General features: G+C 55.3%; 19 protein-coding genes. 14 read left to right on the top strand and 5 right to left on the bottom strand.

The window, feature by feature from the left end:
- Window positions 1-19: 19 nt before the first annotated feature.
- The gene (locus ACNQ6O_RS03215; protein ID WP_418051796.1) at window positions 20-1,048 is read right to left on the bottom strand and encodes a type I glyceraldehyde-3-phosphate dehydrogenase; all 1,029 of its coding nucleotides are present in this window, start codon (window positions 1,046-1,048) and stop codon (window positions 20-22) included.
- Window positions 1,048-3,048, bottom strand: coding sequence for a transketolase (gene tkt, locus ACNQ6O_RS03210; protein WP_418051795.1), 2,001 nt, complete (start codon window positions 3,046-3,048; stop codon window positions 1,048-1,050). Before tkt ends, ACNQ6O_RS03215 begins: the two co-directional genes overlap by 1 nt.
- Before the next feature lie 181 nt (window positions 3,049-3,229).
- On the opposite strand from tkt, the gene ACNQ6O_RS03205 reads away from it, so the two are divergent.
- From ACNQ6O_RS03205 to ACNQ6O_RS03170, 8 genes are all read left to right on the top strand, one after another.
- Window positions 3,230-4,258, top strand: coding sequence for a metalloregulator ArsR/SmtB family transcription factor (locus tag ACNQ6O_RS03205; protein WP_418051794.1), 1,029 nt, complete (start codon window positions 3,230-3,232; stop codon window positions 4,256-4,258).
- Window positions 4,259-4,375: 117 nt separating this feature from the next.
- Window positions 4,376-5,566: a methionine adenosyltransferase gene (metK, locus tag ACNQ6O_RS03200; protein WP_418051793.1), complete on the top strand. Its 1,191-nt coding sequence runs from the start codon at window positions 4,376-4,378 to the stop codon at window positions 5,564-5,566.
- A 60-nt stretch (window positions 5,567-5,626) separates the two neighbouring features.
- Window positions 5,627-7,000 carry an adenosylhomocysteinase gene (gene ahcY / locus ACNQ6O_RS03195; protein WP_418051792.1) on the top strand — a complete coding sequence of 458 codons (1,374 nt, stop codon included), beginning with the start codon at window positions 5,627-5,629 and terminating at the stop codon, window positions 6,998-7,000.
- Window positions 7,001-7,012: 12 nt separating this feature from the next.
- The gene (gene metF, locus ACNQ6O_RS03190) at window positions 7,013-7,882 is read left to right on the top strand and encodes a methylenetetrahydrofolate reductase [NAD(P)H] (protein ID WP_418051791.1); all 870 of its coding nucleotides are present in this window, start codon (window positions 7,013-7,015) and stop codon (window positions 7,880-7,882) included.
- Between the two features lie 217 nt (window positions 7,883-8,099).
- On the top strand, window positions 8,100-8,855 hold the full coding sequence (locus tag ACNQ6O_RS03185) for a transporter substrate-binding domain-containing protein (protein ID WP_418051790.1): 756 nt from the start codon (window positions 8,100-8,102) through the stop codon (window positions 8,853-8,855).
- Window positions 8,856-8,926: 71 nt separating this feature from the next.
- Window positions 8,927-9,598, top strand: a complete 672-nt coding sequence (locus ACNQ6O_RS03180) for an amino acid ABC transporter permease (RefSeq protein WP_418051789.1) — start codon at window positions 8,927-8,929, stop codon at window positions 9,596-9,598.
- A 13-nt stretch (window positions 9,599-9,611) separates the two neighbouring features.
- Window positions 9,612-10,358: an amino acid ABC transporter ATP-binding protein gene (locus ACNQ6O_RS03175; RefSeq protein ID WP_418051788.1), complete on the top strand. Its 747-nt coding sequence runs from the start codon at window positions 9,612-9,614 to the stop codon at window positions 10,356-10,358.
- A gap of 103 nt (window positions 10,359-10,461) precedes the next feature.
- Complete coding sequence (locus tag ACNQ6O_RS03170) at window positions 10,462-11,241, top strand: putative 4-mercaptohistidine N1-methyltransferase (protein WP_418051787.1); 780 nt, start codon at window positions 10,462-10,464, stop codon at window positions 11,239-11,241.
- An 87-nt stretch (window positions 11,242-11,328) separates the two neighbouring features.
- Here the strand turns inward: ACNQ6O_RS03170 and ACNQ6O_RS03165 are convergent, their stop codons facing one another.
- Window positions 11,329-11,817 carry a DUF2505 domain-containing protein gene (locus ACNQ6O_RS03165; protein WP_418051786.1) on the bottom strand — a complete coding sequence of 163 codons (489 nt, stop codon included), beginning with the start codon at window positions 11,815-11,817 and terminating at the stop codon, window positions 11,329-11,331.
- Between the two features lie 249 nt (window positions 11,818-12,066).
- Here ACNQ6O_RS03165 and ACNQ6O_RS03160 point away from each other — a divergent pair, with 249 nt between their 5' ends.
- The 4 genes from ACNQ6O_RS03160 (at window position 12,067) to ACNQ6O_RS03145 (ending at window position 16,655) form a co-directional block, all read left to right on the top strand.
- Window positions 12,067-13,416 (top strand): adenosylmethionine--8-amino-7-oxononanoate transaminase, encoded by a 1,350-nt coding sequence (locus ACNQ6O_RS03160; RefSeq protein WP_418051785.1) that lies wholly within the window; start codon window positions 12,067-12,069, stop codon window positions 13,414-13,416.
- Between the two features lie 15 nt (window positions 13,417-13,431).
- Window positions 13,432-14,166, top strand: coding sequence for a 16S rRNA (uracil(1498)-N(3))-methyltransferase (locus tag ACNQ6O_RS03155; RefSeq protein WP_418051784.1), 735 nt, complete (start codon window positions 13,432-13,434; stop codon window positions 14,164-14,166).
- A gap of 136 nt (window positions 14,167-14,302) precedes the next feature.
- Window positions 14,303-15,532, top strand: a complete 1,230-nt coding sequence (locus ACNQ6O_RS03150; protein ID WP_418051783.1) for a hypothetical protein — start codon at window positions 14,303-14,305, stop codon at window positions 15,530-15,532.
- A gap of 160 nt (window positions 15,533-15,692) precedes the next feature.
- The gene (locus ACNQ6O_RS03145; protein ID WP_418051782.1) at window positions 15,693-16,655 is read left to right on the top strand and encodes an HDOD domain-containing protein; all 963 of its coding nucleotides are present in this window, start codon (window positions 15,693-15,695) and stop codon (window positions 16,653-16,655) included.
- A 14-nt stretch (window positions 16,656-16,669) separates the two neighbouring features.
- Here ACNQ6O_RS03145 and ACNQ6O_RS03140 read toward each other — a convergent pair whose 3' ends face one another.
- Window positions 16,670-17,992 (bottom strand): YihY/virulence factor BrkB family protein, encoded by a 1,323-nt coding sequence (locus ACNQ6O_RS03140; protein WP_418051781.1) that lies wholly within the window; start codon window positions 17,990-17,992, stop codon window positions 16,670-16,672.
- A 210-nt stretch (window positions 17,993-18,202) separates the two neighbouring features.
- Here ACNQ6O_RS03140 and ACNQ6O_RS03135 point away from each other — a divergent pair, with 210 nt between their 5' ends.
- A complete protein-coding gene (locus ACNQ6O_RS03135; protein ID WP_418051780.1) occupies window positions 18,203-19,459 on the top strand; it encodes an OmpP1/FadL family transporter in 1,257 nt (418 codons plus the stop codon).
- Here ACNQ6O_RS03135 and ACNQ6O_RS03130 read toward each other — a convergent pair.
- A complete protein-coding gene (locus ACNQ6O_RS03130; protein WP_418051779.1) occupies window positions 19,456-20,388 on the bottom strand; it encodes a D-2-hydroxyacid dehydrogenase in 933 nt (310 codons plus the stop codon). The two genes, ACNQ6O_RS03135 and ACNQ6O_RS03130, sit on opposite strands and share 4 nt — an antisense overlap.
- A 73-nt stretch (window positions 20,389-20,461) precedes the next feature.
- On the opposite strand from ACNQ6O_RS03130, the gene tmpT reads away from it, so the two are divergent.
- Complete coding sequence (gene tmpT / locus ACNQ6O_RS03125; protein WP_418051778.1) at window positions 20,462-21,121, top strand: thiopurine S-methyltransferase; 660 nt, start codon at window positions 20,462-20,464, stop codon at window positions 21,119-21,121.
- Window positions 21,122-21,263 lie beyond the last annotated feature (142 nt).

Genomic DNA, 21,263 nt, shown 5'->3' with positions numbered 1-21,263 from the left:
GTCAGCCCCTTTGTATCCGTCAGGGTTTGCTTAACCAAGCCTGGCTGACATTCAGCATTCGGTTGGCGAAGCCCCATTCGTTATCGAACCAGCACAGCACCTTTACCATGGTGTCGCCGGTCACTCGTGTTTGCCCGCCGTCAACCACTCCGGAATGGGAGTCGTGGTTGAAGTCGGAACTCGCCAGCAGTTCATCAGTGTAGTCAAGGATGCCTGCAAGCGGCCCCTGGGCGACGCTTTTCAGAAGCTGGTTTACGGCCGCTACGTCGGTGCTTTCGCGCACATTCACCACCATATCGATGGCCGACACGTTCAGTGTGGGCACTCGGATGGCAACGGAACTGAAACGGCCTTCCATGTGCGGTAACAACCGTTCAATGCCACGGGCCAAGCCGGTATCGACAGGCACCATATTGTGCAGTGCACTGCGAGTACGGCGCAGGTCCTGATGGTGGTAGGCATCAATCACTGGCTGGTCGTTCATCGCGGCGTGGATGGTGGTGGTACTGCCCTGCTCCACGCCAAAGGCGTCGTCCAGAACTTTGATCACCGGCACCAGACAATTGGTAGTGCATGAACCGGCAGCAACAATGACATCCTCTTGAGTCAGATCGTTGTCGTTGATGCCGTACACCACGGTGCGGTCTACGTCCGCTTCGCCCGGCTGGGAAAATAGCAAGCGCTTGGCGCCCGAGGCAATGTGCTTTTCTGCGGTTGCGCGATCGGAATAGGCGCCGGAGCATTCCAGCACCAGATCCACATCCAGCAATCGCCACGGCAGATCTTCCGGGTCCGGGTGACGCAGGACGCGGATGCGATCGCCGTTCACCACCAAGTCATCACCGTCTACTGCCACCTTTCCATTGAGCCGCCCGTGGGTGGAATCGTATTTGGTCAGGTGGGCAATGGTGTCGATGTCCGACAACTCATTAATCGCGACCACCTGCAGGTGGTCGCGGAAGCCGTTCTCATACAAGGCTCGCAACACGCACTGGCCGATACGGCCGTACCCGTTGATAGCAATTCGAAAAGGCTTTGAGTTGCTCATTAAGCGTCCAGCAATTCGGCAGCCACTTCCAGGATGTTTTCGACGGTGAAGCCGAATTCCTTGAACAGCTCACCGGCAGGCGCAGACTCACCGAAGGTGGTCATGCCTACAACCCGGCCGTCCAGGCCAACGTACTTGTACCAGTAGTCAGCGATGCTGGCTTCGATAGCAATGCGGTTGGTCACTTCCAGCGGCAGTACTTGCTGCTTGTACTCAGCGCTCTGAGCATCGAATACGTCAGTAGACGGCATGGAAACCACACGGACGGCTTTACCCTGCTCGCGCAGCTTGCCGGCAACGTCTTGCGCCAGACCTACTTCGGAGCCGGTCGCAATCAGAATCAGCTCAGGCGTGCCTTCGCTGTCGGACAGCACATAGCCACCTTTGGCAACGTTCGCCAGCTGCTCGGCGTCACGGTCCTGATGCGGCAGTCCTTGGCGGGAGAACACCATAGCGGTGGGGCCATCGTTGCGCTCCAGCGCGGACTTCCACGCTACGGCAGATTCAACCGCATCAGCCGGGCGCCAGGTGCTCATGTTCGGCGTGGTGCGCAGGCTGGCCAGCTGCTCAATCGGCTGGTGAGTCGGGCCGTCTTCACCCAGACCGATAGAGTCGTGGGTAAATACGAAGATGGAGCGCTGCTTCATCAGTGCCGCCATACGCACAGCGTTACGGCAGTATTCCATGAAGATCAGGAAGGTGGCGCCGTAAGGAACAAAGCCGCCGTGCAGAGCCATACCGTTCATGATCGCAGCCATGCCGAACTCACGCACACCGTAATAGATGTAGTTGCCGGAAGCGTCTTCTTTAGTCACACCCTTACAGCCCGACCAGATGGTCAGGTTGGAACCGGCCAGGTCGGCAGAGCCACCCATCAATTCCGGCAGCAGTGGGCCGTAGGCGTTCAAGGCATTCTGGGAAGCCTTACGGGAAGCGATGGTATCGCCCTTGTCCTGGCATTCCTGAATGTAGGCTTGTGCTTTCTCAGCGAAATCTGCAGGCAAATCACCGGCCATACGGCGCTTGAACTCAGCCGCCAGTTCCGGCTCAGCCTTTTCATAGGCCGCGAACTTCTCATTCCAGGCGTTCTCAGCCGCTGTACCTTTCTCTTTGCCGTTCCATGCTGCATAGATCTCGTCAGGAACTTCAAACGCACCGTGCTTCCAGCCCAGCGCTTCGCGGGTCAGAGCGATTTCATCGTCACCCAGCGGGGCACCGTGACAATCTTCTTTACCCTGCTTGTTCGGGGAACCGAAGCCGATGATGGTCTTGCAGCAAATCAGTGTCGGCTGTTCAGTGTTCGCACGCGCAGCTTCAATAGCGGCACGAATAGCGTCTGCATCGTGGCCGTCAACGTTCGGGATAACGTGCCAACCGTAGGATTCAAAACGCTGCGGAGTATTGTCGGTAAACCAGCCTTCCACTTCGCCGTCTATGGAAATGCCGTTGTCGTCGTAGAAAAACACCAGCTTGCCCAAGCCCAAGGTACCGGCCAGAGACGCAACTTCGTGAGAAATACCTTCCATCAGGCAGCCGTCGCCCAGGAATGCATAGGTGTAGTGGTCAACAATGTCGTGACCCGGACGGTTGAACTGCGCCGCCATCGCTTTTTCAGCCAAGGCGAAGCCAACGGCGTTCGCAATACCCTGACCCAACGGACCAGTGGTGGTTTCTACACCTGGAGTGTAGCCGTACTCAGGGTGCCCCGGTGTTTTCGAGTGCAGCTGACGGAAGTTCTTGATGTCGTCAATCGACACGTCGTACCCGCTCAGGTGCAGCAGGGAGTACTGCAACATGGAGCCGTGGCCGTTGGACAAAATAAAGCGGTCACGGTTAGCCCATTGCGGGTTAGCCGGGTTATGGCTCAGGTAATCGTTCCACAGTACCTCGGCGATATCTGCCATTCCCATGGGCGCACCCGGGTGGCCGGATTTGGCTTTCTGAACCGCATCCATGCTCAGCGCGCGTATGGCGTTGGCGAGATCTTTACGAGACGGCATCGACAATTCTCCAGTGTTTTTCAGGACAAGACTTCAAGCTGCAAAAACTGCTCAAAAAGAAGGCGCGTATTTTCGCCGATTAGGGTATCCGGGGGCAAATTTCAGACAAGAATAAATCTATATCAAAAAAAATTGATATGGCTATTGATCGATCAACCGAACCCCCCTACACTCTTCCGCCATGACATCACTCAACACACACGCACCCGAAACCTCATCTGTAGAGGCTCTGGCACCGATCTTCAAAGCAAGCGGTGACCCTTTACGCCTGGAGATCCTGCGGGTACTGCGCCGGGACACGTTCGGTGTGCTTGAGTTGAGCCAACTGTTTGATATGCGCCAGTCCGGCATGAGCCACCACCTGAAGGTGATGCACAAAGCCGGTTTGCTGGAGCCCCAACGGGAAGGCAACGCCATTTTTTACCGCCGCCCGTTGCATCTGGATAGCGTGAAACTGGCAGATCAGGCTATTCGGCAGATCTTTGAAACGGTAGACCGAATTCCTCTACCCATAGCACTTGCCGAAAAAATTGAAGCCATACGGGCACAGAGAGCGGAACAGTCGCAGGCGTTTTTCTCGCGCCATTCGGCACAGTTCCGGGAGCAACAAGAGTTGATTGCCGCGTTCGACCTGTATGCAGACCCAACGGCGGAGCTGATTCGTAAACGGGTGAGCCAACAGAACTGGCAGAGCGTATTGGAGATTGGTCCGGGCGAAGGTGGCTTTCTGCCTGTTTTGTCAGAGCTTTTCGAGCATGTGGTGGGGCTGGACAACAGCAAAGATATGCTCGCCAAGGCCACCCGCACTTGCATTGATGGCCGGCTGAACAACGTTGATTTGATTGAGGGTGTGACCGACACCGTCTTGGCCAGCGGCGATGCCTTTGACCTGATTGTTGCCAACATGGTGCTGCACCATGTGCCCAGCCCGGCTGACATCTTCCTCGACGCCGCGGCCCTGATGAACAACGGCGGGTGCTTCATTATCAGCGACCTGTGCAGCCACGACCAGGACTGGGCACAAGAAAACTGCGGCGACCTTTGGCTGGGCTTCGAGCCAGAAGAACTGACCGCTTGGGCAGCCGATGCCGGCCTGAACGCCGGCGAGCAGTTGTTTATCGGGCTGCGCAACGGGTTCCAGATACAGGTTAGAGAGTTCTGGAAAACAACCAAAATGGCTCGAAACGCACGCACACCAAGGAATATCTAAAAAAATTGATATAGAAGTAAGTAGTATTACTTACACCCTGAAAACGTAACTACACCTGGCAGATCACCCCTGACGATGCCGGTACGAATTTGATAACGCTCACAGAGGGCCACACGTATGTCTGACTACAACATCTTTACCTCCGAATCGGTCTCCGAAGGCCACCCGGACAAACTGGCGGATCAAATCTCCGATGCGGTCCTGGACACCATCCTGACCGACGACCCGCACGCCCGTGTTGCCTGTGAAACCATGGTAAAAACCGGCGTTGCCATTGTCGGCGGTGAAATCACCACCAGCGCCTGGGTTGATCTGGAAGACCTGGTTCGCGGCGTGATTAAAGATATCGGCTACACCTCTTCAGATGTCGGCTTTGATGGCGACACCTGTGGCGTGATCAACATCATCGGCAAGCAGTCCGTCGACATCGCCCAGGGCGTTGACCGCCAGAAGCCAGAAGACCAAGGCGCCGGTGACCAAGGCCTGATGTTCGGCTTCGCCAGCAACGAAACTGACGTACTGATGCCTGCGCCAATCACCTTCTCGCACCGTTTGGTTCAGCGCCAGGCCGAAGCCCGCAAGAGCGGACTGCTGCCTTGGCTGCGCCCGGACGCCAAGAGCCAGGTAACCTGCCGCTACGAAAACGGCAAAGTGGTCGGCATCGACGCCATCGTACTGTCTACTCAGCACGACCCGGACGTCAGCCAGGAAGACCTGAAAGAAGCCGTGATGGAACTGATCGTCAAGCACACGTTGCCTGCTGAGCTGCTGCACAAAGACACCCAGTTCCACATCAACCCGACCGGCAAGTTTGTTATCGGCGGCCCGGTAGGCGACTGCGGTCTGACCGGCCGTAAAATCATTGTAGACACCTACGGCGGCATGGCCCGTCACGGTGGCGGTGCGTTCTCTGGCAAAGACCCATCAAAGGTTGACCGCTCTGCCGCTTACGCTGGCCGCTACGTTGCCAAAAACATCGTTGCTGCTGGCCTGGCCGAGAAATGTGAGATTCAGGTGTCCTACGCCATCGGTGTCGCACAGCCGACATCCATTTCCCTGAACACCTTTGGCACCGGCAAGCTCAGCGATGACAAGATCGTTGATTTGGTACGCGCACACTTCGACCTGCGCCCCTATGCCATCACCAACATGCTCGACCTGCTGCACCCCATGTACCGGGCCACAGCAGCCTACGGCCACTTTGGCCGTGACCCATACGAGATGACCGTTGGCGGCAAAACCTTCACCGCCTTCCCATGGGAAAAGACTGACCGCGCGGCAGCTCTTAAAGACGCTGCGGGCATCTAAACAAGCTTCAGGCGCATGACGGAGTTCATGCGCCCAAACAGAACTAATTGGAGAACACCTATGAGCAACTTCGACGACTATAAAGTACGCGATATCGCCCTGGCAGATTGGGGTCGCAAAGAAGTACACATCGCCGAAGGCGAAATGCCCGCCCTCATGAAGCTGCGCGAAAAGTACAAAGCCGAGCAGCCGCTGAAAGGCGCCAACATCATGGGCTGCATCCACATGACCATCCAGACCGCCGTGTTGATCGAAACACTGGTCGAGCTGGGAGCGAACGTACGCTGGTCTTCATGCAACATCTTCTCTACTCAGGATCAGGCCGCAGCTGCCATTGCTGCCCAAGGCATTCCTGTATTCGCCTGGAAAGGTGAAACCGACGAAGAATACGAATGGTGCTTGCACAAGACCGTTGGCGCAGACGTAGACGGCTGGGAACCCAACATGATCCTGGACGACGGCGGCGATCTGACCGAACTGCTGCATAAAGAGTATCCGCAGATCATCGCTAACTGCCACGGCGTCACCGAAGAAACCACCACCGGTGTTCACCGTCTTCAGGAAATGCTGCGCGACGGCACTCTGAAGATCCCGGCGATCAACGTGAACGATTCCGTTACCAAATCAAAGAACGACAACAAGTACGGCTGCCGCCACAGCCTGAACGACGCCATCAAGCGTGCCACCGACCACCTGCTGTCCGGCAAGAAAGCTCTGGTTATCGGCTACGGCGACGTAGGTAAAGGCTCTGCCCTGTCCTTGCGTCAGGAAGGCATGATCGTAAAAGTGACCGAAGCTGACCCTATCTGTGCGATGCAAGCCTGCATGGACGGCTTTGAAGTGGTTTCTCCTTACATCGACGGCATCAACACCGGCACCGAGCAAGGCATTAACACGGATCTGCTGGGCACCACCGACCTGTTGGTTACCACCACCGGCAACGTCAACGTGTGCGACGCCAACATGCTGAAAGCTCTGAAGAGCGGCGCCGTGGTTTGTAACATCGGCCACTTCGACAACGAAATCGACACCGCTTACATGCGTAAAAACTGGGAGTGGGACGAGGTTAAGCCGCAGGTACACCTGATCTACCGCGACAAAGCCACTAACGACCACCTGATCCTGCTGTCTGAAGGCCGCCTGGTAAATCTGGGTAACGCAACCGGCCACCCGTCACGGATCATGGACGGCTCTTTCGCCAACCAGGTACTGGCACAGATGTACCTGTTCGAGCGCAAGTTTGCCGACCTGCCGGAAGAAGCCAAAGCCAAGGGCGTTTACGTTCAGGTACTGCCCAAGCAGCTGGATGAAGAAGTGGCTCGCGCCATGGTTGAAGGCTTCGGTGGTGTGATCACCAAGATGACTCCGGATCAGGCCAAGTACATCGGCGTGCCGGTAGAAGGCCCGTACAAGCCGGAAACTTACAGGTACTAAGCGGACAGAATCATGCAATCCCAAAAACAATTCAAACGGCGCTTCAGCTTCGAGTTTTTCCCGCCCAAGACAGATGCGGGTAAAGAAAAACTTCAGGTTGTTCGCGACCAACTCGCCGAGGTGAACCCGGACTTTTTCTCGGTCACCTTCGGCGCCGGCGGCTCAACCCGGGACCGCACCATTGAAACCGTGGTGAACCTGCACAAGCAGGGTATTTCCACAGCTCCACACTTGTCCTGCGTGGGCGGTAGCCGCGCAGAGATCAGCGAACTGCTGGACGAGTACAAAGAGAACGGCATCAACCGGATTGTTGCCCTGCGGGGCGACCTGCCTTCAGGCATGGGGGCTTCTGGTGAGCTGCGTTACGCCAACGAATTGGTAGAGTTCATTCGGGAACACAGCGGTGATCACTTCAACCTCGAAGTGGCCGCCTACCCGGAATTCCACCCACAGGCCCGCAGCGCGGAAGATGATCTGAAGAACTTTGCTCGCAAGGTAGAGGCTGGCGCCAACAGCGCGATCACCCAGTACTTCTTTAACGCGGACAGCTACTTCTACTTCATCGACCGTCTGGAGAAGATGAACATCACCATTCCGGTGGTGCCGGGTATCATGCCCATCGTCAACTTCTCCAGCCTGGTGCGCTTCTCCGACATGTGCGGTGCTGAAATCCCGCGCTGGATTCGTAAGCAGCTGGAAGCCTACGGTGATGACACAGTCAGCATCCGGAAATTCGGCGAAGAAGTGGTAACCCGTATGTGCGAAGACCTGCTTAAGGCCGGCGCGCCGGGACTGCACTTCTACACTCTGAACCAGACCGAACCGAGCCTTTCGATCTGGAAGAATCTGGGTATTACGGACCGGGAAAAGATCTCCTTCTGATCTTTTCGCCATCAACTCTCTCCCACCCCGGGAGAGAGTTTTTCTTTTTTCTCCCGCGCATTAATCGGCCCTGATCACCTGAAACTCCTCGTTTTTTAGTCTAAAGTGTATTTGATGCAATCCCATTAACGTTCCCCGTGATGCGCAGTCACAACTCTGCGGCATCGTGGCCTGTCTTACCGGGCAGAAGGAACCATAACAAGACTTAGGAGAAAGCATGAGCACCAAATGGCTGAAAACACTGGGCGCAGGTTTGGCACTGTCGGTTGCCGCAACGTCGGTAAGTGCGGAAACCCTTCGAGTGGTCACAGACCCCAGTTTCGTTCCATTTGAAATGATGGATCAGGAAACCGGTGAAATGATCGGTTTCGATATGGAAGTCATTGCAGCGGTCGCCGAACGGGCAGGCTTTGACTACGACCTGAACACCATGGATTTCAACGGCATTATCCCCGCCCTGCAAACGGGCAACGTGGACATCGCCATCGCCGGCATCACCATCACCAAAGAGCGTGGCGAGATCGTTGATTTCTCTGACCCGTATTACGATTCTGGCCTCCGAATTCTGGTTCGCACCGACTCCGATATGGACGAGATGTCCGACCTTGAAGGCAAAAAAATCGGCTCGAAAATCGGTAGTACCAGTTACGACTACCTAATGAAAACCCTCGACGACGATGACGGCGTAACCCCTTATCCGGGCAGCTCCGACATGTACATGGCACTGATGTCCCGCGCGGTTGACGCGGTATTCTATGACGCACCGAACGTCGGCTACTTTGCCAGCACCAAAGGTAAGGGTAAGGTCAAAGTGGTGGGTCCACTTTACGAAGGTCAGCAGTATGGTATTGCCCTGAAGAAAGGCAGCAAGTGGGTTGGCCCAGTCAACAAAGCACTGGCTGAAATCAAAGAAGACGGCACCTACAAAACCATTTACGAAAAATGGTTTGGCCCAATGCCTGAAGACAACTAAACCTCCACGCGTTCCGGTCAGGGGGCACAACGCCCTGACCGGTTCCTCCCAACCCAACGGAGACACTCACTGTGGAATTCCAGTTTCAGTTTGACTGGCAGGCAGCAATTCATGCCATTCCCTATCTCGCCAAGGGCATTCCTTACACCCTGCTGATTTCCTTCGGTGGCCTCGCCATCGGTTTTGTTCTGGGCATCGTCTTTGGTTTGCTCAGCATCAACAAAAAATGGTTTTTGCGCTGGCCGGCCACCGCTTACATCGAAATCTTTCGCGGCACGCCTATTCTGGTGCAGGTACTGTTCATTTTCTACGGCTTGCCCGACTTGGTCGGCGGTCCGATTGATCCGCTCACAGCTGGTATAGCCGCCATCGCGCTGAACTCAGGCGCCTATATTTCGGAAGTGGTTCGCGGCGGCGTACAGTCCATTGCCAAGGGCCAAAGCGAAGCGGGCCTGTCTTTGGGCTTGTCACGCACACAGACGTTCTGGTCGATCATCTGGCCTCAAGCCTTCCGGCGCATGATCCCACCTCTTGGCAACCAAGCCATCGTCAGCATCAAGGACACGTCCCTGTTCTCAGTTATTGGCGTAGGCGAACTGGTTCGTCAGGGCCAGGTTTACATTGCCAACACCTTTACTGCCTTTGAGGTGTATTTCGTGGTGGCCCTAATGTATCTGGCGATTACCTTGTCCTTGTCTCTGGTTCTGCGACTGATGGAACGTCGCGGCCTTGCATCCGTCTGAAGGAATTCGAACCATGACTCAGATAGTCACGATGAAGGGCATGAACAAGTATTTTGGCAAACTGCATGTCCTGAAAGATATCGACCTGACCGTAGAACAAGGCGAGGTGGTGGTCATCATTGGAGCCAGCGGCTCCGGTAAATCCACCTTGATTCGTTGTGTAAACGGTTTGGAAGAGTATGAATCCGGCACCCTGAATGTCGATAGCCATGCCTTGGCCCCCAAGGGCGGCAACCAGAAAACACTGGCCGAGATCCGCAAGGAAGTGGGCATGGTGTTCCAGCAGTTCAACCTGTTCCCTCACCTTACGGTGAGAAAGAACATCATGCTGGCCCCGATGAAGGTGAAAAACACCTCTCAGGTTGTGGCTAACGCCACAGCCGAACGGCTTCTGGAGCGAGTCGGCATTGGCAATCAAGCCGACAAATACCCCAGCCAGCTATCGGGTGGGCAGCAGCAACGGGTAGCCATTGCCCGGGCGCTGGCCATGGAGCCCAGGCTGATGCTGTTCGACGAGCCCACCTCTGCGCTGGACCCGGAAATGATCGGCGAGGTGCTGGATGTCATGCGGGAGCTGGCCAAAGAAGGCATGACCATGATGGTGGTCACCCACGAAATGGGCTTCGCCCGTGAGGTGGCAGACCGGGTCATATACATTCACGAAGGGCAGATTGTCGAAGAAGGCAAACCTTCCGATGTCTTCGACAACCCGCAAAACGAGCGCACTCAGGCCTTCCTGTCCCGGGTGTTGGCGCACTAGCAAGGCGCTTTTGCACTTCCTTCATACCGCTCCAAATCACCCGGCCTCAGCAAACCCAAATTGCTGAGGCCGGGTTCTCGTTCAAAGAGGATTGCACGCAACCATGAATTCGCCAAAGCACCAACCGGCTCAGCCCCACGCATATTACGAAAGCAACCGGCTACTGGCCGAATACGCCGAGTTTCACTTTGGAGACACTTGGTACGGCGTAGAAAACTTTCCGAAGGCTCTGGCAGATCGTGCCCTGAGGGCGATGGCAGACAAGCCCATGGGCAAAGCACTGGACCTCGGGTGCGCCTGCGGCCGTGCAAGCTTTGAATTGGCTAGGCAATTCGACGAAGTAGACGGCATCGATTTCTCGGCCAACTTTGTTCATCTGGCGTCTGAAATGGCCAAGCAAGGCTCCGTTCGTTACCCGCTGACGGAGGAAGGTGAACTGGTAAGCGACCGCACACGGTCACTGAAAGACCTAAGGCTGGATGCCTGCGCGCCGAGGGTGTCCTTCTGCCAGGGCGATGCCTGCAATTTAGAGCAGCAGTTCACCGACTACGATCTGGTTCTGGCAGCCAACCTGATTGACCGGCTCTACAAACCAACATTGTTTTTAGACAACATTCATAAACGCATGAATGACGGCGGCATCCTGATGATTGCCTCACCCTATACCTGGTTGGAAGAACACACACCGAAAGAGGAGTGGATCGGTGGTTTTCAAAAAGACGGGAAAGATTACACGACCTTGGATGGCCTAAAAGAGATCCTGGGCCGAAATTTCCGGCTCACGAAAGCCCCAGAGAAAGTGCCCTTCGTTATCCGCGAGACCCAGCACAAGTTCCAGCACACCTTGTCGGAAGTGACCATTTGGGAGCGGCTTCCTAGGTGATCGGTGCTTCGCGAGCCCTGCGAGCATGCCCGCCAAAGAACCTACTTTGAGCCTGCCGGCACAACACCCGCAGACTCAAGATCATCATTACAGCAGGGCCGATATTGCTTCCTGCTCCTGATTGATTTTAGTGCGCGTGTCATCCGCCAGGAAGCGCGCAATCTTTTTACCCAGGAAAGGCACATCAGACTTCACGGTCAGGTTGATGTAATTGATGCAGCGGTCTCCATTACCCTGAACACGCATAACGCCTTTGATCTTGGCCGGAACGCCTTCGACTTTAACCCGGAACTCACAGTGCCATTCGCCGTCATCCTTTTTGACCCAGTGTTCTTCCTGCCGGATTGCGTTCCACTCACGGTGAAAACTGGCCAGCACTCCCGGCACTTCGGTCGATGCGGTCATTTCACGCTCGACAACCAGCTTTCCAGCGACGGCGTCTTTTTGAACGTCGACAACTTTTACGTTGCGGGCACCCAGCTTTTCATTCTTGGCAAGAATGTGTTCTTCTGAAAAAAAGTGGCTAATCACATGATCCAGCCCGGCATCGTAAGAATGCTCTAGAGTAAGTTCCATAAAACCTCCATCGTATGATGACGCTATTGTTGCGACACACTTCATCTACAACATTGGCCGGGACGGCGGCATGCGGTGGCATGGAGGCCAGACCGAGTGGATCGCACTTCAATTCTATTTACCTGGATTTCGGGCCAGTGTCATGCAACGCCCCCGGTAGTCAGTCGCCGCTGTTAACTGTATTATCGAATCTGGTTAACAGCCAACAACTTTGATCTTAAAACGACTGCCCTACTGGAGCCCCGCCCTATGCGTAATGCTGATCTTGTCGCCCGCGGCCTCAAATCTGTGTGGCACCCCTGCACCCAGATGAAAGACCACGAAACCCTGCCACTGGTACCCATCAAACGTGGCGAAGGTGTTTGGTTGGAAGATTTCGAAAACAACCGGTTTATAGACGCGGTCAGCTCCTGGTGGGTCAACCTTTTTGGCCACTCAAACCCCAGAATCAACGCGGCGATTCAAAAGCAGATCGGTGAACTGGAACACGTCATTCTTGCCGGTTTCACCCACGAACCCGTGGTGAACCTTTCAGAACGACTTATTGAAGTGACGCCGGAAGGCCTCAACAAATGCTTCTACGCCGATAACGGATCATCGGCCATCGAGGCTGCGCTCAAGATGAGCTTTCATTACTGGAAGAATCTGGGCAAGCCGGGCAAAAAGAACTTTGTAAACCTGAGCAACAGTTATCACGGTGAAACCCTGGGTGCTCTGGCGTTAGGCGATGTCGCTTTATACAAGGACACCTACCAGCCATTGTTAATGGAAGTGATCACCGCCCCCTCCCCGGATGCCTATAACGCAGAGCCCGGCGAAACCGACGAAGAATACGCCTTGCGCCAGTTCGAGGCGATGGACAAGCTGCTTGCTGAAAAACACGAGGAAATCTGTGCCGTTGTGGTGGAGCCGTTGATCCAGTGTGCCGGCGGTATGCGCATGCACCACCCGATTTACCACACCAAGTTACGTGAAGCCTGTGATCGCTACGGCGTGCATTTGATTGCTGATGAAATTGCCGTCGGCTTCGGCCGCACCGGCACTATGTTCGCCTGTGAACAATCCGGCATCACACCCGACTTCATGTGCTTATCCAAAGGCCTGACTGCGGGTTATCTTCCGCTCTCAGTCGTACTGACCACCGACACCGTGTACAACGCGTTCTACGACGACTACGAAACCCTGAAGGCTTTCCTGCACAGCCACAGCTACACCGGCAACCCCATCGGCTGCGCCGTTGCTCTGGCCACGCTGGATATCTTCCGGGACGACAACGTCATCGAAAAGAACCGTCAGCTGTCACGCTGCATGGCCGAGTCAGTGGCCCATTTGGCTGGCCACCCCAACGTAGGGGACATTCGCCAACACGGTATGACTCTGGCCATCGAAATGGTCAAAGATAAAACGACCAAGACGCCCTTCGCTTGGCAGGAACGCCGTGGTTTAAAAGTGTACCAACACGCACTGACTCGGGAGGCCCTGCTACGTCCGCTGGGTAACGTGGTATATTTTATGCCCCCTTATGTCATCACTGAAGACCAGATTCGTCATCTGGCTCAGGTGGCTACTGAAGGCATCGACATTGCAGTAAAAGGCTAAGGAGCCCCAAGCCCCATGCGCATACCCAGAATTTTCACCGACAGCCCTTTGAGCGTGGGTAGCCAGTGTGAACTCGACGAAAACGCCGCGAATCACGTGGGCCGGGTACTGCGCATGCAACCGGGCCAGGAGTTGCGACTCTTCAATAACGACGGTCACGACTACCGTGCGACCATCACCCAGGCTGGCAAGAAAAACGTCACCGTTGAACTTCTCAGTAGCGAGCAAGTCCTGACGGAGTCGCCGCTTAACATCACCCTTGGGCAAACGTTGTCTAAAGGTGACCGCATGGATTACGCCGTTCAGAAGGCCGTGGAAATGGGCGTCACCACCATCGTGCCGCTCAGCACCCAACGCAGCGACGTAAAGCTCAAAGGCGACCGTGAAGAAAAACGCCTGCGCCACTGGCAGCAAGTTGCCATCAGCGCTGCAGAGCAGTGCGGCCGCGCCAAGGTGCCTGACATCCTCCCGGTTATGTCGGTACAAGAATGGCTGGAATACAGCCAGGCCTGCGACCTGCGACTGGTGCTCCACCACCGCACCGAGCAATCGCTGAATACGCTAGCGAAGCCCTCCAACGTCGCCCTGATGATCGGCCCGGAAGGCGGTTTAACCGCCGATGAAATCGTCCAAGCGGAACAATCCGGCTTCTTGCCTGTTGCCCTCGGCCCCCGCGTGCTGCGCACGGAAACCGCCCCCGTCGCGGCCATGGCCCTGTGCCAATGGTTGTGGGGAGACATTGGCCGTTAACCCAATCATGACCGTGACACGAAATTCTAGCGGCAACTCAGTCATTGACAGGGCGCGCCGCGCTCAACATCATTCATGACTGACAAAAGCTAGGAGAAAGCCTTCTGGCAACAACAACGGACGATGCGAGCGCAGGATGACAGATTTATTTTCTACCCCCGAATTCTGGCAATACATCAGTATCCCTGTAATCGCAGCTTTGATTGGATGGAGCACCAACTGGCTCGCCATCAAGATGACCTTCTATCCATTGGAATTCATCGGCAAGCCTCCTCTCCTCGGCTGGCAAGGCATCATCCCTTCTAAAGCCCGTAAGATGGCAGCTATCAGCGTCGACGCCACCATATCCAAGATTGGTACCGTTCAAGAAATCTTCGAACAAATAGATCCGAACGTTCTCGCCGCGCACATTATTTACACCGTCGAACCGCGCGTTGAAGAATACGTCGACGAACTCATGCTCAGAGAACACCCCACCTTCTGGGAAAACTTACCATCGTCAGCGCGCAAGCTCGTCTACGATCGCGTTAGAAAAGCCACCCCGAAACTGGTGGACAACCTGGTTCAGGACATCGCCAACAACATCGAAGATCTGCTCGACATCAAAGGTATGGTGATCGACCGTCTGGCCAAAGACAAACGACTGCTGAACCGCATCTTTCTGGAGTGCGGAGATGTCGAATTTCGGTTCATCATCAACTCCGGCCTCTACTTTGGTTTCCTCTTCGGTCTCATCCAAATGGCCGTCTGGTACCTTTACCCAGCGGTCTGGGTACTCCCGGTATTTGGCTTGCTGGTGGGCTGGGCTACCAACTGGATTGCCCTAAACGTGATATTCCGGCCCTTGAAACCACACAAAATTGGGCCTGTGAAGATCCAAGGCCTGTTCCTCAAGCGCCAGCCGGAAGTGGCGCAGTCGTTCTGCCACATCGTCACGCACGAGATCCTCACCGTTGGCAACATCATTCAGGGGATCCTTGAAGGTCCTAAAGGCGACCGTGCTCGCAACATGGTGAAGAAGCACATCAAACCGTTGGTCGATGAAACCGCGGGTATGGGCAAAGCTTTTACCCAAATGGCCTTTGGCCCCACCGGCTTTGCGGCACTAAAGAATCAGGTTGGTGAAAAAGCGATTAGTATTTCGCACAGTTCTTTCGACAACCCCGCCTTTGAAAAAGACCGGGCTCGCGCCGTTGAATCCATCATGGTGGAAAGGATGATCGCCCTCTCATCCGAAGAGTTTCAAGATCTACTGCGCCCCTGCTTCCAGGAAGACGAAATCAAACTGATTCTGGTTGGCGCTTTCCTCGGGATGGCGGCCGGTATCGGCCAGTTGATCTTTATTTTCGGGGACGCCTTACTGTAATCCTTACGAATACTGTGCAGGGATGCTCCACATATCTATACTCACCATATAAATCACTCAAGACTTAGCCGTCCGGAGGCAATGGATGCCGGGATTTTTCTCATGGGCTTCAGGCTTATTCTCAAAAAAACAGCCCGCACAAATTGCGCCAGAAACTCGCTTGTTTAACCATGGACCGAATGAGCCGTCAGCCACCGAAAACGCCACTGCAGAGCCCCCCCCTCGGTTGGAAGAGCACCTGTTTTGCTGGCTTCTGGACGCTCAGCCGGCGCAATTAAAGAAGAGCATACCCAGCACTGACAAAGTGCTTGCCGAGCTAGGGCACCGCTTGCAAACCAACTCAATGGAAGAGTTGCCTCGAAAGCCCGGCACCTTGCCCATGCTTATGCGTGCGCTCTCTGCAGAAAGTGCCGACCGAAAGCATCTGACGGACATCATCCTGAGTGACCCCGCGCTGACCGACCAACTGCTTCAGGTAGCCAACAGCCCGCAATTCAAGCCGGGAGACCATCTCATAGAGTCGGTTGACCAAGCGGTATTCGTCCTGGGTTTGAACGGCATCAGAAACGTCATTGCTGCGGCCGTAATGCGCCCGATGATAGCAGCCAGAAACAGTTCAGAAGCACTCTTCGCGCAACGGGCATGGCGCTGGGGCCTGACGTGTGCCCGGTCCGCTGAGATGATCGCAAGAATTAACAACGACGACACCAGCGCTCATTTCATGGTGGGATTACTGCCTTCTTTGGCCTACATCACCATTCGCCGGGAGGTCGCTGCCATCTGCAGAGCTCAAAATATTGAGAGCGAGCCGGAGCCCGCATTGCTCAGGCTAGCTTTGGCACAATACCAGTGGGCTACGTGCCAGTTACTGGCCAATATTTGGGCGTTGCCGCCGAAATACCACGCCTGGCTGCTATCTGCCGAGCGCCCAGCCCCTACGCAGGAAAACTGGCCGCTAATGGATGGACTTTTGGTGGGTACCCGGGAAGTTCTGCGCCATGCCCGGCAGCGCAATCTGGCAGAGGAAGAGCTGCTGAAAATTGTTCACATTTCGCCACAACAGCTCGACCAAGTTCGAGCGGCAGTTCTGACTATGCTCAAGGATGGCAAAACCGACCATTAACCGTAGCTGAGCCGTCACCGCGACTCGCTACCGTTTCTCTCACCAAGCAACTCAGCAAAGCTGACATCATCACGGCCACGGGACACCTCGATCAGCTGAGTCGGCAAGGCATTCCCGGGTAGCCGATCAACAACTCGGTCTTCATCACGGCGTATTACCTGCAACACTGAGTCAACCGTAATCAGGTCAAGCGCACGCCCCGGCACCAGTTGATCGCCGTTACGCCCAGCTAGACTCAGTATCCCCGCCCGGATCAATTTATCGCTGATGCGACGCGTGACCTCACCCGGCACCCGCAATTCGTGCTCCAACGACTCTTGCTGCGGTGCCGGTTCTCCACGGCTAAATGGCTTTGCCACCATCCACATCAACGCCAGACCCACGCGCTCCTGCAGTTCCGGCGCCATTTGCACATTGCGCTTCTTCGCCACCGACCCCGGATTCTGCATGTAGTAGGCCAAACTGGCGCCGAGCAGCAAAATCATCCAGTTCAGATAGATCCAAATTAACAGAATGATCCCGACCGCAAAGCCCGAGTAGATAGCAGCGTACTTCGCCGAGCCAGCCACAAAAGACGCAAAGAGCATTCCCCCTGCTTGCCATAAAATGCCCGCAAGCAAACCCGCCATGAACGCATACCGGAACTTAACCCGGGTATTGGGAATGAAGATGTAGACAAACGTGAAGGCCGCTACCACCAGGAAGAACGGTGTTAAACGACTGGCAAGAACAATAAGCGAACCAAAGGGCTCTATAGCCATCAACTGCTGGGCCAAGCTCGAAGACAGCAAAGTGGCGGTTGCACCAACCGCAGAAACCATCAACAGCGGACCAATCATGATCACACTCAGATAGTTGCTGAATCGCTGCGCCATCGAACGCATATCCGGCACGCGCCAAATCATATTGAACGAGCGTTCGATCTTCTGGACCAGCGAAATCACGGTATAGACCAGCATCGCCAGCCCCACCGACCCCAACACTCCAACCTTAATGTTGTCGACGAATCCGAGGATCTGCTCCGCAATTTCGATGCCTTGCGGGCCCATCGGCTGGAAGAACTGATACAGGAACGGCTCCATGCGCTGATGCACGCCCAACGCCTTGAGCACCGAAAAACTGAGCGCCAGCAACGGCACGATACTCAAGAGCGTGGTGTACACCAGACTCATGGAATGCAGGGTGAGCTGGCCACTGATCACATCCCGAACCAACGCATACAGAGACCGGCCAGACTTATACAGCCATGTCCACGGCCAGGATTGCGGTGGGTTAGGGTTAGAAAGAATCCAGTCTTCTGCGGCCTGAAGCCGCTCCTTAAATTGGGTAGACGCCACGTAGAGTCCTACTTTGTTGGTCTTTTCTACAGCTTATCAGGCAGATGGCAGTAAACAACCCGCCACAGCGCATTTCGAGAATCTGCGCGCTCGCGATGTGCGAACAACGCATATCCATATCAAGTTTCGATCCTTCCACTTATAACCAAAATCGCGTAAAACACACACCCTTAATGCCCGTCTGATGTATCGACACAGGAATTCCTCTCTATGCGCACTTCCCGACTGTGGGCCGCTATTGCCCTTACTTCTTTGCTGCCAGGTACGGCCGCTGCAACCAATGGTTACTTTAGCCATGGATACGGCACTATTAATTCCGGTATGGCTGGAGCGGGAACTGCGCTTTCACAAGACAGCATTGCAGCCGCGACCAACCCCGCCGGCATGGCGTTTGTGGGTAGCCGTATAGACGGTGGTTTGGAAGTTTTCTCGCCCCGGCGCAAGTATACGGTGGAAGGTGGAGCACCCAACACGCCGCAGACCTTTTATCTCGCCCCTGGTACGGTTTCCAGTGAAAACGAGGCCTTCCTGATTCCTCACTTTGGTTACAACCGGGCTCTGAGCAACGGCCACAGCGTAGGCCTGTCCATATTTGCCAACGGCGGCATGAACACCGAGTACAGTGGCAAAAACGGCGGCACCTATGGCGGCGGCAAAACCGGCGTTAACCTGGAGCAGCTTTTCATTGCCCCGACATGGTCCTGGGAATACTCCGAAGGGCAAGCGCTGGGCATTTCGCCATTGATCGCCTACCAGCGTTTCAAAGCCGAAGGCTTGCGCAATTTCTCCGGCTTTTCGTCCAACCCGAATGCCTTAACCAATAACGGTACGGACGACGCTTGGGGCTACGGCATCCAAATCGGCTGGCAAGGTGAAATCACTGAAACACTTCGCGCAGGCGCGAACTGGCGCACCATTCTCGAAATGGAAGAGTTCGACCAATACGAAGGCCTGTTTGCCGAACAAGGTGGTTTTGATATTCCCCAGATGTTCAATGCGGGCATTGCCTGGTCGGGCATTCAGGACCACTGGCTGCTGCTCGACGTGCAACACATCCGTTACAGTGATATCAACAGTGTCGGTAATCCGATGATGCCAAACCTGATGCAAGCCCGACTGGGCGACGATGAAGGTGCCGGCTTTGGCTGGGACGACATGACCATCGTCAAACTCGGCTGGCAGTGGCAGCAAGACGAAACTCAAACCTGGCGCGCCGGTGTCAGTTACGGTGAACAACCAATTCCCGACGAGGAAGTGCTGTTTAATATCCTCGCCCCGGGCGTTCAGGAATGGCACTTCACCGGCGGCTTCACTCATCGCTTTAGCGAAAGCTTGGAAGTTTCCGGAATGGCCTTCTACTCACCACGCACAACCGTCCGTGGTGACAACCCGATGGGCCCCGGACAGGAAATTGAACTGAGCATGACCCAGATCGGCACCTCTTTGAGTGTTGGTTACCAGTTCTAAACCAACTTCAGGTTGTTAGCTGTAATCTCCACAATCCGCTGCCGGGCCTCTCGACTGGCCCAAGCGGAATGGGGAGTCACAATCAGATTCGGAATATCCTCCGCCAGCAACGGGTTACCCTTGCGCGGAGGCTCTTCAGTCAATACGTCAAACCCGGCTCCGGCGATCTGCCCTTCTCGCAGCGCATTCGCCAAGGCGTTTTCATCAACCAAGCCACCCCGGCTGGTGTTGATCAGCAAGGCCGTGGGTTTCATCAGGCCCAGCTCCCGCGCACCAATTAAGTTACGGGTTTCCTCGGTCAGCAAACAGTGCAGCGATAACACATCCGACTGCGCCAGTAACTCATCCAACGGAATGCGCGGATAACCATCCACACTGCCCGCCTCTTGCCCCGGACGGCACCCCAGCACAACGTTCATTCCAAATGCTTTCGCCCGTTCAGCGACACCCTGCCCCAAATCGCCGTAGCCCAGAATACCCAGCGTTTTGCCCTCCAGTTCCATGATCGGATGATCCATCAGACAGAACATCTCACTGCGTGCCCAAGTGCCGTTGCGGGCATCCCGGTTGTAATCCAACAGCCGTGTTGCCAACGCCAGAATCAGCGCCATCGCATGTTGCGCGACGGTGGAACGGCCGTAGTTGGTCACGTTGAGAACCTCGATGCCAAACTCTTTAGCCGCCACCAGATCGATGTTGTTTAAGCCGGTTGCAACCACCGCGATGGTTTTTAGTTCCGGGCAGGCCTCAAAGTGCTCCCGCCCCAACACCACTTTATTCACCAGCACGGTGTCGAACCCGTGGATGCGGTCCAATACCTGTTCCGGCGCGGTGCGTTCATGGCAGGTTAATCCGCCCGTCACCTCCTCAATGGAGGACAGGTCCACATCATCCCCAAGGGTTTTGGCATCCAGAAAAACGGCTTTCATACTTTTCTCCTGTCTCAAGCTCTGAACAGATTAAGCTAGACTGAAACAAATTGACCAATCTCGGAGGCGCACCATGGAGCACGAATTCTGGCACGAACGCTGGTCCAAAGAACAAATTGGCTTTCACGAAGGCACCGTTAACCAGTACTTGCACGATCACTGGCCGCAGCTGGCCGGCTCAGGAACCGAGGCGGTGTTTGTCCCGCTGTGCGGCAAAGCCCACGACATGTGGTGGCTGCACGACCGCGGCCATCCAATTATTGGTGTTGAACTCAGCGATCTGGCCTGCAAGGACTTCTTCGAGGAAGCCGGCGAGAAAGCCATGGTCAGCCCTGGTGAACCCTTCACCACATTCACCCACGGTAACCTGCAACTTTGGTGCGGTGACTTTTTCCAATTGGTGCCACAAGACCTCAAACACATTCGATTAATCTACGACAGAGCCGCCTTAATCGCGCTGCCGCCGGAAATGCGAAAAGACTACGTGAACCACCTGACAGCCGTCACGCCGGATAACACCACCATCTTGCTGATCACCCTCGACTACGACAGTCACGAGATGAAAGGGCCTCCGTTCAACGTCAGCGACGACGAAGTTTACGAGCTCTTTGCTGAAGACTACAACATCACTCAAATACACAAGCAAGACATGGCACACGATAGCCCTTTCGCCAAGCGTAAAGGACTGAGCAAAGGCGCCACGGAAAGCGTGTTCAAACTCACCAAAACATAATTTAATGAACCCATTCAGCACTCGGCCTGTCCAACCTCACGAGTCTGAACTAAGCTCAAATTAAACAACCCATTCAACCATTCACACGGCCCCGGAACGGCAACAGCCGGGGCGCTACGGAGACACTGCGTGAGTTAGAACT

This window comes from Marinobacter sp. SBS5, from assembly GCF_048285575.1.
GTDB lineage: Bacteria > Pseudomonadota > Gammaproteobacteria > Pseudomonadales > Oleiphilaceae > Marinobacter.
Note: the sequence above shows the minus strand (reverse complement) of the source record. Positions and strands in the feature narration are given on the sequence as shown.